The organism is Streptococcus dentasini (assembly GCF_053206945.1).
Genome location: NZ_JBRUHS010000010.1, coordinates 1 through 14,148 on the forward strand (window position 1 = coordinate 1; position 14,148 = coordinate 14,148).

Annotated in this window: 14 protein-coding genes and 1 rRNA gene; 2 read left to right on the forward strand and 13 right to left on the reverse strand. The window is 40.9% G+C overall.

Translation table 11 applies throughout. From position 1 onward, the window contains the following. From ACVR1G_RS07930 to ACVR1G_RS07945, 4 genes are all read right to left on the reverse strand, one after another. Positions 1–69 (reverse strand): 16S ribosomal RNA (locus ACVR1G_RS07930); the annotation flags it as partial. 289 nt (positions 70–358) lie between these two features. After that, positions 359–907, reverse strand: a complete 549-nt coding sequence (gene hpf, locus ACVR1G_RS07935; RefSeq protein ID WP_447452640.1) for a ribosome hibernation-promoting factor, HPF/YfiA family — start codon at positions 905–907, stop codon at positions 359–361. A 75-nt stretch (positions 908–982) separates the two neighbouring features. Continuing rightward, positions 983–1,651 carry a ComFC family protein gene (locus ACVR1G_RS07940; RefSeq protein ID WP_447452641.1) on the reverse strand — a complete coding sequence of 223 codons (669 nt, stop codon included), beginning with the start codon at positions 1,649–1,651 and terminating at the stop codon, positions 983–985. Then, positions 1,651–2,949, reverse strand: a complete 1,299-nt coding sequence (locus ACVR1G_RS07945) for an ATP-dependent helicase ComFA (RefSeq protein ID WP_447452642.1) — start codon at positions 2,947–2,949, stop codon at positions 1,651–1,653. The genes ACVR1G_RS07940 and ACVR1G_RS07945 overlap by 1 nt, the downstream gene beginning before the upstream one ends. A gap of 46 nt (positions 2,950–2,995) precedes the next feature. Here ACVR1G_RS07945 and ACVR1G_RS07950 point away from each other — a divergent pair, with 46 nt between their 5' ends. Further along, positions 2,996–3,625 carry a YigZ family protein gene (locus tag ACVR1G_RS07950; protein WP_447452643.1) on the forward strand — a complete coding sequence of 210 codons (630 nt, stop codon included), beginning with the start codon at positions 2,996–2,998 and terminating at the stop codon, positions 3,623–3,625. Between the two features lie 103 nt (positions 3,626–3,728). After that, a complete protein-coding gene (gene cysK, locus ACVR1G_RS07955) occupies positions 3,729–4,652 on the forward strand; it encodes a cysteine synthase A (protein ID WP_447452644.1) in 924 nt (307 codons plus the stop codon). Between the two features lie 262 nt (positions 4,653–4,914). Here cysK and ACVR1G_RS07960 read toward each other — a convergent pair whose 3' ends face one another. The 9 genes from ACVR1G_RS07960 to fmt form a co-directional block, all read right to left on the reverse strand. Beyond that, positions 4,915–5,265 carry a S1 RNA-binding domain-containing protein gene (locus tag ACVR1G_RS07960; RefSeq protein WP_447452645.1) on the reverse strand — a complete coding sequence of 117 codons (351 nt, stop codon included), beginning with the start codon at positions 5,263–5,265 and terminating at the stop codon, positions 4,915–4,917. After that, positions 5,262–6,662, reverse strand: a complete 1,401-nt coding sequence (locus ACVR1G_RS07965; RefSeq protein WP_447452646.1) for a bifunctional Cof-type HAD-IIB family hydrolase/peptidylprolyl isomerase — start codon at positions 6,660–6,662, stop codon at positions 5,262–5,264. Before ACVR1G_RS07965 ends, ACVR1G_RS07960 begins: the two co-directional genes overlap by 4 nt. 97 nt (positions 6,663–6,759) lie before the next feature. Next, positions 6,760–7,404 (reverse strand): response regulator, encoded by a 645-nt coding sequence (locus ACVR1G_RS07970; RefSeq protein ID WP_447452647.1) that lies wholly within the window; start codon positions 7,402–7,404, stop codon positions 6,760–6,762. Beyond that, positions 7,388–8,425, reverse strand: a complete 1,038-nt coding sequence (locus tag ACVR1G_RS07975; protein WP_447452648.1) for an envelope stress sensor histidine kinase LiaS — start codon at positions 8,423–8,425, stop codon at positions 7,388–7,390. The genes ACVR1G_RS07970 and ACVR1G_RS07975 overlap by 17 nt, the downstream gene beginning before the upstream one ends. Then, positions 8,422–9,120 carry a cell wall-active antibiotics response protein LiaF gene (gene liaF, locus ACVR1G_RS07980; RefSeq protein WP_447452649.1) on the reverse strand — a complete coding sequence of 233 codons (699 nt, stop codon included), beginning with the start codon at positions 9,118–9,120 and terminating at the stop codon, positions 8,422–8,424. Before liaF ends, ACVR1G_RS07975 begins: the two co-directional genes overlap by 4 nt. Positions 9,121–9,444: 324 nt before the next feature. Beyond that, on the reverse strand, positions 9,445–11,109 hold the full coding sequence (pknB, locus tag ACVR1G_RS07985) for a Stk1 family PASTA domain-containing Ser/Thr kinase (RefSeq protein ID WP_447452650.1): 1,665 nt from the start codon (positions 11,107–11,109) through the stop codon (positions 9,445–9,447). Next, positions 11,106–11,849, reverse strand: coding sequence for a Stp1/IreP family PP2C-type Ser/Thr phosphatase (locus ACVR1G_RS07990; protein WP_447452651.1), 744 nt, complete (start codon positions 11,847–11,849; stop codon positions 11,106–11,108). The genes pknB and ACVR1G_RS07990 overlap by 4 nt, the downstream gene beginning before the upstream one ends. Positions 11,850–11,873: 24 nt before the next feature. Then, positions 11,874–13,199: a 16S rRNA (cytosine(967)-C(5))-methyltransferase RsmB gene (rsmB, locus tag ACVR1G_RS07995; RefSeq protein ID WP_447452742.1), complete on the reverse strand. Its 1,326-nt coding sequence runs from the start codon at positions 13,197–13,199 to the stop codon at positions 11,874–11,876. Continuing rightward, a complete protein-coding gene (gene fmt, locus ACVR1G_RS08000) occupies positions 13,183–14,118 on the reverse strand; it encodes a methionyl-tRNA formyltransferase (RefSeq protein WP_447452652.1) in 936 nt (311 codons plus the stop codon). Before fmt ends, rsmB begins: the two co-directional genes overlap by 17 nt. Positions 14,119–14,148: the final 30 nt, after the last annotated feature.

Consider the following 14,148-nt stretch of genomic DNA (forward strand, 5'->3'; position numbering starts at 1 on the left):
GCGTTCTACTTGCATGTATTAGGCACGCCGCCAGCGTTCGTCCTGAGCCAGGATCAAACTCTCATTAATGCTAGTTCGTCCGGCTAAGCACTTCTGGCTTATCCGTTTATTGTTTCTTGACAGGTTAATTCCTTAACCCGCACGCTTGGTTTCTTGTCTATTCAGTTCTCAAAGGTCTTTCCTGCCGCTAAAAGCAACTCTTATAGTCTACTACCTTTTTAATCACTTGTCAACACTTTTGTCATCTTTTTGTGATGTTTCTTGCATTGCTTTCATCAGCTTTATTAGTGTATCAAAGTCAACATATACTGTCAATACTATATCGTAAAAAAACTCTGGATAATCCAGAGTTTTTAATTTATTTTGCTTCAATCAGCCCATAGTCTCCATCTTCACGCCGATAGATAACATTAGTTGTCCCATCATCAGCATCCGTATAGATGAAGAAATCATGGCCAAGTAAATCCATTTGTAAAATTGCTTCTTCAGCGTCCATCGGTTTTAAATCAATATTTTTGGTACGTACAATCTTTGCTTCTGGTACTTCTTCTGCTTTTTCAGCTGAAAATTCTGCCGAAAAAACTTCCCCTGTTGCAACTTTTTCCCGATGCTTTTTAGCAATCTTTGTTTTATTTTTACGAATTTGTCGTTCAATTTTATCTGACACTAAATCAATTGAACCATAAAGATCCTGCGATACATCTTCTGCACGCAAAGTAATGGAGCCTACAGGAATTGTTACTTCTACTTTAGCTGTTTTTTCACGATAAACTTTCAAGTTAATTTTTGCATTTAATTCTTGAGTTTGGTTAAAGTATTTTTCAATTTTAGCTAATTTTGACTCTACATAAGTACGGATAGCTTCTGTGACTTCAATATTTTCACCACGGATACTAAATTTAATCATAGACTACCTCTTTCTTGCGTTAAAACGCTTTCTTCTATTTCATTTTACTATATTTGAAATATTTTGCAAGGTTTTTTAGCGTGCTAATGAAAAGCTTTTAATAGTTTTCACACCCTTTTCACTTAATGCTTCCTTGGCTAGCATTAGTGTTTTTCCGGTAGTATATATATCATCCACCAATAAAATATTTTGAGGCAGTTTGCTCTGTCCCTTGAGAGAAAAAAATTGCGGTGTCTGCAATCTTTCCTTCCGTGACTTATCAGATTGTCTGGCCTTTTTATTTTCGGTTATCAAAAGTAAATCTTTGTAAGGCAAATTTGCCGCGTCCAACAACCCTTGTACCTGATTAAACCGTCTTTCCTTATAACTCATTTGACTCAGAGGAATTGGCACAAAAATATAGTTTCGATACTTAGCCAATCTTGTTCTAAGAATTTCCGAAAAAACTTTTCTTAATAAATAGTCTCCCTGAAATTTATAAGCAGAAAAATAATCTTTCATAGCTTGATTGTATGTAAAAATGGCCTCATGGCTGACCTGTTGCCCTAAATTTTGCCAATACTGACAGTCTTGACAAATACTATTTTCTCCTGCTTTCCAACATAGCGGACAGTGACAAGAGCTGATTTGTTCAAAGCTAGACCAACAAGCCGTACAAAGCCCACTTTTTTCATTTGGTAGTAAAAGTAAATCTGTAAATTTTCTTTTTTCCACCGCATTGTTGCCACATATTAGGCAAAGCATCAGAAGTCACCCCTCTTGTTCATTTTTTTGATTTCTACTATGGATTTTTTCATCTGTTTAGTGACACCATCATGGTAGAAGACTAATTCACCTGTTGGACGTTCCTTACTTCTACCAACGCGTCCACTTATTTGGATAAGAGAAGAGCTCGTATAAAGTCGATGATTTGCCTTTAGAATAAAGACATCAACCTCTGGAAAAGTAACTCCCCTTTCTAAAATGGTTGTGGCTACCAATATCCCTATGTCTCCATCGCGAAAAGCTTGTACCTGCTTGAGCCGATCGGCTGTTTGACTAGATACAAAGCCGATATTTTCTTTGGGAAAATAGTGTTTAAGCAATTTGGAAACCAGCTCTCCTTCTTGGATAGTAGGATAAAATATCAAGAGCGGATAGTGACTTTGTCTTTGCTTTCTAATGTCGGCAAGAAATTTTTGAGGTAATCGATTTTTAGTCAGCATTTTTTCCAATCCTGACAACCAAACTAATTTAGGAACGACTAAAGGATGAGCGTGAAAGCGTCGACTTAGTTGTAGTTTTTTCAATCTCTTTTTCCTAACTTGTTTCTCCAGATTATTTGTCGCCGTCGCAGTTAAAAAAATTCTTGAGCCATTTGGTTTCAAGGCATTCGTCACAGCTTGATAAAGAATTGGATTATCAACGTAAGGAAAAGCATCAACTTCATCAATGATAATTAAATCAAAGGCTTGGTAAAATCTAAAAAGCTGGTGGATCGTTGAAATAAGGAGGGGAGCTCTTTTGTAAGGGGCAGAATCCATGTGGAGCAAGGTAATAGGACAGGAAAAATCTCGGCTAAAGCGCTGATAGAGCTCTTGACAGACATCTATTCTAGGACTGACAAGCGCAACTCCCTGCCCTTGACTTAGGGCCGTAGCGACTACTTGATAAATCATCTCTGTTTTGCCTGATCCTGTAACAGCATGAACCCAGACATCTTCTTTTTTACCAACAGCAGTTACCAGGTTGTCAGAGATTTCTTTTTGCTGAGGAGTCAGTTGACCTTGCCACTCTAGATAGTTTCTTATTGAAAAATCGTTTTGGGGAAAATAACATATTTGATCATTAGTCGTTATACGTCCAAAAACCAAACAATTACGGCAATAATAAGAATTATCCGGCAGTCGCCAAGCTTTGTGCAAGCGACTTTGACAGCGGCGGCAATAATATTTTCCTTCCTTTTGGTAAGTAGCTGGAATACTGGTTGCTTCTTGCTTTATATCAGCAGGCAGCTGATAACCTAAAAATTGGCGGCCATAGTAATTTTTTAAATACTTCATTTATTTATCTATTCGCAGTTTCAATGAAATATGGTAGAATTTTTTTATGAATTATAAAACTATTGCTAGGGATAATATTATTGAAGATGTCATAAAAAAATCACGCTTTATCTGCCACGTTAAACGTGTCACCAGTGAGAGCGAAGCTAGAGATTATATCGCCCAAATTAAAAGAAAGCACTATAAAGCCAGCCATTCTTGCTCAGCAATGATTCTTGGCGAAAAATCTGACATAAAACGATCAAGTGATGATGGTGAACCTAGCGGAACTGCTGGCATACCCATGCTAGGGGTCTTAGAAAAACAAGAGTTGACTAATATTGTTGCCGTTGTTACTCGTTATTTTGGCGGTATTAAACTGGGGGCTGGTGGACTGATTAGAGCTTATGCCGGAATTGTTGCTCATACGATTTCTGAGACTGGGCTAGTCCAAATTAAAGAACAAGAAGGGCTGCAACTTGAATTAAGCTATCCACAGTACCAGACTTTCGCTAATTTCTTAGCCGCTGAAGGTTTACAAGAATTTCATACAAGTTTTTCTGATAAGGTAGAAACCGTACTCTACGTTGACCCTGAAGATCTGGCAGACTGCCTCGCTCATTTGCGGGAATTTTATAGTGGTAAGGTAATCGCTAACAGAGCTGGCAGACAAGTGGTAGAAGTTCCTATAAGTTGATAATGATTGCCTATCAACTTATAAACAATTTGTATTTTACAGATAAACGCTGGAAGTCTATACTAGCCATATACTAAACTTAATGATTTTTAGAGGTGGATTTATGGTAGCAATTTACAACAACATTACTGAGTTGATCGGACGTACCCCGATTCTTAAGCTAAATAATAGTGTACCAGAAGGAGCGGCCGATGTTTATGTAAAGCTGGAATCTTTTAACCCAGGCTCTTCTGTAAAGGATAGAATTGCTCTGGCTATGATTGAAGATGCCGAGCAGCAAGGACTTATCAAGCCTGGTGACACCATCATTGAGCCGACTAGTGGCAATACCGGTATTGGTTTAGCTTGGGTAGGAGCAGCCAAGGGTTATAAAGTTATTATCACTATGCCTGAAACTATGAGCGTTGAGCGTCGGAAAATTATTCAGGCTTATGGCGCTAAGTTGGTCCTGACCCCTGGCAGTCAAGGAATGAAGGGAGCTATTAGCAAGGCACAAGAGATTGCGCAGGAAATTGGCGGTTGGGTTCCCCTTCAATTCAATAATCCAGCTAATCCCGCTATTCATGAGAAAACAACTGGAGCTGAAATTATTGAAGCTTTTCCAGATGGACTAGACGCTTTTGTAGCTGGTGTCGGAACAGGCGGAACAATCTCTGGTGTTTCTCATGCACTTAAAAAACGCAATCCCAGCATAAAAGTCTACGCAGTAGAAGCCGATGAATCTGCGGTCCTATCCGGTGATAAGCCAGGTCCTCACAAGATTCAGGGTATTTCGGCTGGTTTTATTCCGGAAACTTTAGACACTAATGCTTACGACGAAGTTGTTCGTGTGAAGTCCGATGATGCGATTGCTACCGGACGTATTATTGGCGGACAAGAAGGTTTCTTAGCTGGCATTTCTTCTTCTGCCGCTATTTACGCTGCTATTCAGATTGCTAAAGAATTGGGAGCCGGCCAAAAGGTTTTGGCTCTCCTGCCTGATAATGGGGAACGCTACTTATCAACAAGTCTATATGATTTTGATTAAACCATTGATAAGTAAGGACATCAACATTAACGATTATAATTAGGAGCCGGACACATTCTGGCTCCTAATTTTTTAGAGCTCATTGTCAACTGTAGTGGGTGAAATCCCCACTAGGAGTTTATAGAGCCTTTTTAGGCACCTGATTTCCGTAACCCTGCTTGCGATTGGACTGGAAATAAGCGGTACCGCTCCTCATAAATGTCATTACAAAAAAGCGCAGAACAACAATACACATGTACTGAGTACCACGCTTTTCAGCTATTTACTTTAAATACTCTAGCCCTTCTTTAACCCATTGCTCCATATTATCTGCCAACGGCTTGAAACCAATTTTATAGTGACTGTTTGAGAAACGGTACCGATGGGAAAAGTGGTGCCTTTCTTCCTCCAAGGTTCGCATAGAAAGACTGGCTTTGTGGCTAAATTCATCATAATCAAGAACTTGAACTAAGACTTCTTGCCCCTGTTTGAGGACTTGGTAGATGTTTTCAATAAAGCCTGTCTTTATTTCAGAAATATGAATCAATCCTGTTGTTCCATTTTCTAAATTGACAAAAGCACCGTAGGGCTTAATGCCTGTGACAGTTCCTTTATACTTTTCTCCAATTTTCATTCGTCAAAAACCTCAACCGTTTCGATGACAACATCTTCAAGGGGCCTGTCTTGGGCTCCTGTTTCGACTGCAGCAATCTCATCCAAGACTGCAAACGACGCCTCATCTGCTAACTGACCAAAGACAGTGTGACGACGATCCAAATGAGGAGTCCCTCCAGCTACGTAAGCTTCAGCAATCTTTTCTGGCCAGCCACCCTGCTGTAATTCTTGAGTCGAATAAGGAAAATTCTTATTTTGAACAATAAAGAACTGACTTCCGTTCGTGTTAGGACCTGCGTTGGCCATGGAAAGAGCGCCGCGTAAGTTGTAAAGTTCTTCGGAAAATTCATCTTCAAAACGATCGCCATAAATGGATTCACCACCCATACCTGTACCAGTCGGATCACCACCTTGGATCATAAAATCTGGGATAATGCGATGAAAAATAATGCCATCATAATAGCCTTTTTTAGCTAAAGCGATAAAGTTGGCTACCGTTTTAGGGGCCTGTTCTGGAAATAGCTGTAAAACCAAATCACCATGATTGGTTTTTATCGTGGCGACTGGTCCTTCAACATTTTCTAAATCCAATTGTGGAAAGTATAATTCTTTTTCTACCAAACCTAACTCCTCTAAGGCATATAAAATGCCATCTTCCTCTACATTTTTTGTTACAAAATCTGCCTTTTCTTTTAATTCAGGGACGGCATTTCTCATTGCTACTTTAAGCCCGGCGTAATCAAAAATTTCCATATCATTAGGACCATCGCCAAAAATTAATAAATTTTCAGGAGTAAGTTCCAGTTTTTCCATGATATGAGCGACACCGGAGGCCTTTGATGTATTATAAAGAACAACATCTGATGAATGAGGGTGCCAAGGTACTAAGCGCAACTTCTCAGCAAGTTCATCAGGCAAAATCAAATCAGAGTTTCTATCTGCAAATGTCCACATATGATAAACATCATTATAACGGTAAAAATTAGGATCTACACGACAGCTTCCATAAACAGGGACTATCGCTTGCTCAATGAGTTCAGAACGCTCTGACACAATTGCTTCATTTCTACCAGCAAAACCGTAGGCGATTCCTTGTTCCTTCGCCCAAGTCACGTAGGCTTCCTTCAGCTCTTCCGGCATAGGATTGTCATAGATAATCCTTTCTTTGTTATCAAGAACGTAGGCGCCATTGATAGTGACAAAGAAATCAGGATTGAGATCTCTGATTTCAGGCACCACACCATACATAGCACGGCCAGAAGCGATACCTGTTATAATTCCTTTATCCTTTAGTCTGCGAAAAACCTTTGTAACAGAGGGCGGCATATAGCCTGTCTCTTTAATCCTTAGTGTATCATCAATATCAAAGAAAACTACCTTGATTTTTTTCGCACGATACTTTATTTTAGTATCCATACCTCATCATAGTCTTTCTATTTTTAATTTGAATTAACAGCCACTGGATGCCTTAGCATTCAGCTAATTTACTGATCACCTTGATATTATTATAGCATTATTGTTCATTCTGCGGAACAAGGTTGTGTTGAAAAGCGTAAACAACAGCCTGAGTGCGGTCTTCGACATTTAACTTGGATAAGATGTTAGAAACATGTGTTTTGACTGTTTTAAGCGAAATAAAGAGCTCGTCAGCGATAGTCTGATTATCATATCCTTTTGCTAAAAGGCTCAGAACATCACGTTCACGTGCTGTCAAGTCATCATGTAAATCCGGATGCTGGTCATGGTACTTGATCTTTTTGTCAACCTCAGTTTCAATCGCAACATCCCCTTGTGCGACTTTACGGATACTATTAAGGATTTCGGCTGCGCTGGAAGTCTTAAGCATATAGCCTTTGGCACCTGCTTCAATAACTGGATAAATTTTTTCATTATCCAAATAAGAGGTCAAAACCAAGATTTTAGCCTGCTTCCATTCTTTTAAAATGGCTAATGTTGCCTCTACTCCATCCATCTCAGGCATGACTAAATCCATAACCACGACATCAGGACGTAGAGCTAAAGCCATTTCAACGCCAGTACAACCGTTATCAGCTTCACCTATTACTTCGATATCTGGCTGCATGTTAAAAAAACTTTTCAGACCTAAGCGAACCATTTCATGATCATCTACTAGAATAATTTTAGTTTTCTCTGTCATTTTCGTCCTCATCTTTCTTTTCTTCATCATAATCATCTAAAATTGGCAAACGAATATCCATCGAAACCCCCTTGCCTTTACTGCTAAGCATATTGACCGTCCCAGCTAAATCATCAACCCTGTCTTGAATATTTTTAAGACCATAGCTCAACTCTCGGCTAGCATCCATATCAAATCCCTGTCCATCATCAATCATTTTGAACTGGACCTCATTATCCACCTGATAGAGATAGACTTCCAAGCGGCTGGCGTGAGCGTGCTTGAGGGTATTAGAAATAAATTCTTGGGCGATTCTAAAGAGATTATCCTCTATGATTTTGGGTAATTGTACTACATCCTTCTTAAAGACAACTTCGATATTGCTTTTATCGCGCAGTTCCTTTAGAAGCATAGAGATTCCTTCCGCTAAAGTGCGATCTTGAAGCTCTGTCGGCCGCAAATGCAAGAGCATAATTCGCAAATCATTCTGAGCACTAATCAGAGTTTGTTCTATTAAAGTTAGTTGTTCTTGCAGCTGCTTAGCATCCAAATGTTCCAAATTCTGGGCTACGCCTGATAGCATCATAGAGGAGGCAAAAAGCTCCTGACTAACAGTATCGTGCAAATCACGAGCAATTCGTTTGCGCTCCTGAGTTACAATAGCTCGGCTGTTAGAAATGTAGGCGTTCTCTGTTTTTTGCAAATTGGCTGTAACTCGGCCCATCTTTTTAGACAGGCGTTCAAGATTCTTTCCTACTTCAGTCTCAGCCTGCTTACCGACAGGCTGATTATTGATAATGCGTCGCAAGCTCTGATTAATATGGCGCTTACTGTTGTCATCAACAACCAGCCAGACTAAAATCAAGAGAAAGCTGACTGAAAACATCAAGAGAATAACAGAAAAAAGAAACTGCTCTAAGACAATCGGATTGGCAAAAACAGCTCGAGTATCGAGATTTAAGCTGTCAAAAATGATAAAGATGATGAATCCAACAGTGACACTAACATATAAAAAGATTAGCAGGAAATCGTTACGTTTCATGAGCGCACCACCTCAACAGAACCTGCAAAAATATTGATAACAACCTTAACTGAGCGCAAAAGTTCCTTATCATCTTCTTGCTTTAATTTGATCGACTGATTGCGCAAGTCATACTCAGGAAATCCTAGATAAGAGACACTGGCATAGATGGCGCTGACATCTAGTTTAACAGCCACATCTCTAGGAACTAGAATTTTAGTAGGGCCGTAGATTTTCCGAATAATAACGACATTATCACGACCCGATACAATGACCTTGGTCAAATCAATGGTATCAGAACCACTAACTCTGATGACATTGATATCATCGAAGGTATAAAAATCCTGACTGATATGACGGCTGGCCCCTAACCATTGGTTGGGAAGCGGAGTTACAGATAAGTTATCCTTTTCAAACTCTAATACGGCATATTGGTTGCGATGCTTGACCTCAGAAAAATGGTTAATGACAGTGTAAGCAACAGCTAATAATACTGCTGCAATGATATATGGATTGAGCATAAATACTAAAAAGAGAAAGAGGGAGCTGACTGTCAGCAAAAAACTGCCACGGTTATCCTTATTATAAAAGAAGAGAACCAATAGAGTCAGTGCTAAAATTAAAATAAAAGCAGTCAGACTATCCGACAAGATGGTCACTAATGCCATTGTTAGTAGGCAGGCCTCGACTAACAAGAAAAATTGAAATTTTTTCATGGTTTCCTTTTGAGAACCCTCCTTTTGGGAGCAAAAGAGGTCTAATTTTCATTTACCTGCTCATTGTATCAAAAATCCCTTGAAATTTCAGCTGCCTTGGCCTTAGCAGTGAATAAGATAGGCCTTAGGACCTAAGAAGGACAAGATATAAAGCAAAGAAATATCCATCCTATTCTTATTTCAAACACATCCGACTCTTAATACTGGAAGACTTTAAACATCAATTATAACCATTCTTTTAACGGATAATAGCTTGCTAGCAAGAGGAAGCGAGAGTGAGCTCCAAAAAAGGATTGAAGCGGCGCTTCAATCCCTTAATATTTATTATTCCTCAGAGCTCTGATCAGCCGTTCCGCCGTCAGAACTACTGTCCGGTTGCTCGGAGCTCGATGTAGAAGAGCTTGACGAACTCGACTCAGAACTTGAGCTTGAATCAGAATCTTGACTGTACCATTCAGAAGTTGAGCTTGAGCTATAGACAGCTACCGTAAATTCAATTTTGTCTTTACCAGAAGGATCGAACTCAGAACCCTCTGTAGGTGTCTGTTCGATAATCGTCCCTTCAGTATAGTAGGCAGTTTCATATTCGGTAATTTCAATCTGTGACTTGGAGACGCCATAGCGTTTGGCTAAATCATCAATGGCATCCTCGTAGTTTTCACCAGTGTAGTCTTTCATTTTGAAACTGCCTTTACCGGTAGATACATAGATATTAACTTTTTGCCCCTCTTTTTTAGATGTCCCAGCTTCAGGTCCAGTTCGAATGACCTGTCCCTCATCTACCGAATCACTTTCCGATTTGATGACCTCTCCGACTTCAAGTCCGGCATCCTCAATAGTTCTCCTAGCTGTAGCTAAGTCCTGTCCAGAAACGTCCGGCACTGTAATCGTAGAGGGGTGACGCAGCATGAGAAAGGCAACAATAACAATAATAGCTAATAAAAGTGCAACAGCGATCTTGCCGAACACACCTGCCTTATGCTTACGCTTAGGTTTAACTTTCTTAGGGGCTTCAGGCTGGGCGGTTACTTCCTGTTTTTTGGTTTTATCTGTCGCTTTCAAAAGTTGTTCCGCAGAAGCGTTGGCGGTGCTGCTGTCGATTTTTGGTAAGGTCTTAGTATCCGCTACATCCGAAAAAATTAACTTGGCTTCACGACTGCGATTATAGCTCAAACTAGACATGAGATCACGACTCATTTCATAGGTTGATTTATAGCGGTCATCGAGACGTTTAGCCGTTGCTTTTATAACAACATTTTCCAAGGCCTGGGGAACATCTGGGTTAATTTCCAGAATAGATGGCAAGGGTTTCTGAAAATGCTGAAGGGCAATAGTAACAGCACTGTCACCATCATAAGGAATATGCCCTGTCAGCATTTCAAACAGCATGATCCCCATAGCGTAGATATCAGATTGAACTGTCGCTTTAGATCCACGCGCTTGCTCGGGGGATAGATAATGAACACTTCCCAACATGGAATTGGTCTGAGTCAAGCTGGTCTCCGCAAAAGCTACCGCTATTCCAAAATCTGTAACCTTAACTGTTCCATCTTTAGTTAGGAGAATGTTTTGTGGTTTTAGATCGCGGTGGATAATTCCTTTTTCGTGCGCTAATGTCATGGCTGACAGTACTTCTTCCATGATACGCACGACTTCGCTATTGGATAAAGGGGCATTATCTTGAATATAGTGTTTTAGGTCTGAACCATCCACATACTCCATTACAAGGAACTGCTGGCCATCTTCTTCACCGATGTCCCTGATTGAAACGATATTAGTATGGCTGAGCTCTGCCATGGCTCTGGCTTCCCGCTGAAAACGGGTAACCGCAACCTGATCGGTTTGATAGTTGGTTCGAAGTACCTTGATGGCTACTTCTTCTCCCTCTAAAATCAAATCATTAGCCAGATATACATCCGCCATACCGCCTCGTCCTATGGACTTAAGAATACGATAGCGACCAGCAAATAGTTTGCCAATCTGAATCATGATGCTGCCTCACCTTCTACGTGTAGCAGTCCCACGGTAATATTATCTAGGCCACCAGCTTTATTAGCTTCGGCGACAAGCTGCTCAGCTTTGTCAGAAAGATTCCCATCATCAGCCAACAGGATATTAACGATGGTTTCACTAGAAATCATATTAGTCAGACCATCGCTATTCATCAGGATGAAATCGCCAGCTTCCAGCTGTTGTACACCCAAGTCTAACTCAATTGGGCTTTGTTGGCCAATTGATTGCGTGATGATATTGCGCTGGGGATGGGTAGCCGCTTCCTCTTCAGTAATCTGACCAGCTCTCAGCAATTCATTGACTAAGGAATGATCCGTTGTCAATTGTTGGTACTGGCCATTTCTGATAAGACCGATACGAGAATCCCCCAGATGAGCATATAGGGCAGCATTATCAACAACAGCGACAGCCTCAATAGTTGTTCCCATGCTGCGGTACGATTCCTCTTTGCCCAGCTCGTGAATCTTTTTATTTTCCTTTTCAATGATATCAATCATCCAGTCACGGATTTGGCTAAGATCGGTGAAGTCTAACGCTTCCCACGCCTTACCTAAATCGGTTACCGTCAACTCGCTCGCGATATTACCGGCACGATGTCCTCCCATACCGTCCGCTAAGATGATAAGGGGAATATCTGCCTGATTGTAATATTGATTGATGAAATCCTGATTATCAGAACGTTTCTGCCCGATATCAGTCCGTAAAGCAATTTCCATGAATTGTTTAACTGTCCTTTCACGCTAATACATACGCTTCACTTGAGCAATAAAGAATCCATCGGTCTGATGGCTCTCAGGAGTGATGCATATAAAACCATCCTCCACAATATCTGTCTGCTCATGTTCCAGTTTTACCTGTTCAAAATTAGGATGGGTATCTAAGAAAGCTTGAATAACTTCTTGATTTTCTTCCTGAAAAATAGTGCAGGTACTGTAGGTTATTATACCATTTTTACGCAGGGTTTGACAAACACTGTCTAAGATCTCTAGCTGTATGGTTTGCAGCTGTTCAAAGTCCTGAATGTCCTTATTATATTTGATGTCGGGTTTACGCCGGATCAAACCGATTCCCGAACAGGGGGCATCAACCAAAATTTTGTCAAAACTATCAGGAGCAAACTGCTGGTGGACTAAACGGGCATCCAGTTTTTGCGTATCTATTTTATCAGCTAGGCGGAGACGCCGAGCATTCTCTTTCACCAAATCTAATTTATGATCATAGAGATCTAAGGCAGTGATGTGTCCTGTCGTTAGGTAGGCTGCCATATGAGTAGTCTTTCCGCCGGGAGCAGCACAAGCATCAAGAATTTCTTCTGTCCCTTGAATTTTTAAGGTTGGTGCAACCAGCTGACTGGATTCGTCCTGAATGGTGATATCCCCGTTTTTAAAATAATCTGTTCCTGCAAAGTAGCCCGACTCTTTTACCAGACCAACTGGAGATAACTTAGAGATGTTAGCACCTGTTGAGATCCTAATTTCGTCGAATTTCAGCGGAGTCGTCACTCGAACGCTGGCTTTATTACGAATAAAAAGACTTTGGAAGATTTTTCTTGCACGTTTCTCACCATATTGGTCAATTATTTTTTTAACCAGCCAGACAGGTAGGGAATATTCAATCGAATAGCGCTTATTCTTACGCTTAATATCTGCTGGTTTTGGCAAGGAATCTTGCGATAATCTACGCAAGACAGCATTAACCAGCTTATCTGCTCCCTTATGGCTACGTTTCTTAGCTAATTTTACTGCCTCATTCACGATAGCATGCCGAGGCAGCCTATCTAAATAGAGCAACTGGTAAAGACTAAGCATAAGTAGAATATAAACCCAAGACTCCAGCTTGTTTCGATCATCAACAACATGAGCCAAATGCCATTCCAATGTAATCTTTCGTGCAACTGTCCCGTAGACAATCTCAGTAGCCAATCCCTTGTCTTGATCGGATAAAGGTGTAGATGACAGCACCCTGTTGAGGGCGACATTGGAATAGGCCCCCTGATTGAACACCTCCTCCAATACCTGCAAAGCAGCGCTGCGGGCTGTCCCTCGAAACTTAGTCACCAAAATAATCACCTACTTCAAGCTGACGTCCAACACCATTAAGAAAATCCCTTACAGACATTTTAGGTTTACCAGCTGGTTGAACTGTTTTGAGCGACAGAGCCCCCTGACCAGCGGCAACCACCAAAGTCTTTTTGGTTTTTTCAATAATTTCTCCTGGCTGCCCTTGACCAGTTACCGATTGAGCTTCGTGGATTTTAAAACGCTGACCCTTGAGCAAGGTATGGGCAATCGGCCAAGGATACATACCACGCACCTGGTTAAAAAGCATCCGAGAAGACTTAGTCCAATCCAGCCGTTCTTCCTCAGGCTGAATATTAGGGGAAAAAGTTACCTGAGTGTTATCTTGAGGTTGAGGTTTAATTGTACCATTCAGGTAATTCGGTAAGGTCTCCAACAATAAATCGCGCCCTAGCACGGCTAACTTATCAAAGAGGGTTCCTACATTATCACGATCTGTAATAGGCAGGCTGTCCTGACTAATCATATCGCCAGCATCCATCTCCTTAACCATTTCCATGATGGTTACACCCGCTCTCTCATCACCGTTAATAAGGGCATAGTGGATAGGGGCGCCGCCGCGATACTTAGGCAAAAGAGACGCATGAACGTTAACCGCAAAGCCAACCTTATCTAGGAGCTTGGTCGGCAAAAATTGACCGAAAGCGGCCGTCACAATTCCATCGGCACCAAGATCCATCAGCTGCTCCAATTCCTTTGATCCTGACAACTTTTCAGGCTGATAAATAGGTAAACCATAGGCTAAAGCAACCTCTTTGACTGGTGTCAAATGGATTTCTTTTTTACGGCCGACAGCTCGATCGGGCTGAGTTACAACTGCTAAAATCTCGTAATTTTCACTGGCTAATAAGCCTTTGAGGACTGTCGCCGAAAAGTCGGGGGTTCCCATAAAAATTATTTTTGTCATCTATTTACCACGATTGCTCAAAACTCAGAG

Excerpts from the sequence above, each read along its gene's own strand:
- cysK (WP_447452644.1), top strand. The coding sequence starts at position 3,729 with ATGGTAGCAATTTACAACAACATTACTGAGTTGATCGGACGTACCCCG.
- fmt (WP_447452652.1), bottom strand. The coding sequence starts at position 14,118 with ATGACAAAAATAATTTTTATGGGAACCCCCGACTTTTCGGCGACAGTC.
- hpf (WP_447452640.1), bottom strand. The coding sequence starts at position 907 with ATGATTAAATTTAGTATCCGTGGTGAAAATATTGAAGTCACAGAAGCT.
- ACVR1G_RS07945 (WP_447452642.1), bottom strand. The coding sequence starts at position 2,949 with ATGAAGTATTTAAAAAATTACTATGGCCGCCAATTTTTAGGTTATCAG.
- ACVR1G_RS07960 (WP_447452645.1), bottom strand. The coding sequence starts at position 5,265 with ATGAAAATTGGAGAAAAGTATAAAGGAACTGTCACAGGCATTAAGCCC.
- ACVR1G_RS07965 (WP_447452646.1), bottom strand. The coding sequence starts at position 6,662 with ATGGATACTAAAATAAAGTATCGTGCGAAAAAAATCAAGGTAGTTTTC.
- ACVR1G_RS07990 (WP_447452651.1), bottom strand. The coding sequence starts at position 11,849 with ATGGAAATTGCTTTACGGACTGATATCGGGCAGAAACGTTCTGATAAT.
- liaF (WP_447452649.1), bottom strand. The coding sequence starts at position 9,120 with ATGAAAAAATTTCAATTTTTCTTGTTAGTCGAGGCCTGCCTACTAACA.
- pknB (WP_447452650.1), bottom strand. The coding sequence starts at position 11,109 with ATGATTCAGATTGGCAAACTATTTGCTGGTCGCTATCGTATTCTTAAG.
- ACVR1G_RS07970 (WP_447452647.1), bottom strand. The coding sequence starts at position 7,404 with ATGACAGAGAAAACTAAAATTATTCTAGTAGATGATCATGAAATGGTT.
- ACVR1G_RS07940 (WP_447452641.1), bottom strand. The coding sequence starts at position 1,651 with ATGCTTTGCCTAATATGTGGCAACAATGCGGTGGAAAAAAGAAAATTT.
- ACVR1G_RS07975 (WP_447452648.1), bottom strand. The coding sequence starts at position 8,425 with ATGAAACGTAACGATTTCCTGCTAATCTTTTTATATGTTAGTGTCACT.
- ACVR1G_RS07950 (WP_447452643.1), top strand. The coding sequence starts at position 2,996 with ATGAATTATAAAACTATTGCTAGGGATAATATTATTGAAGATGTCATA.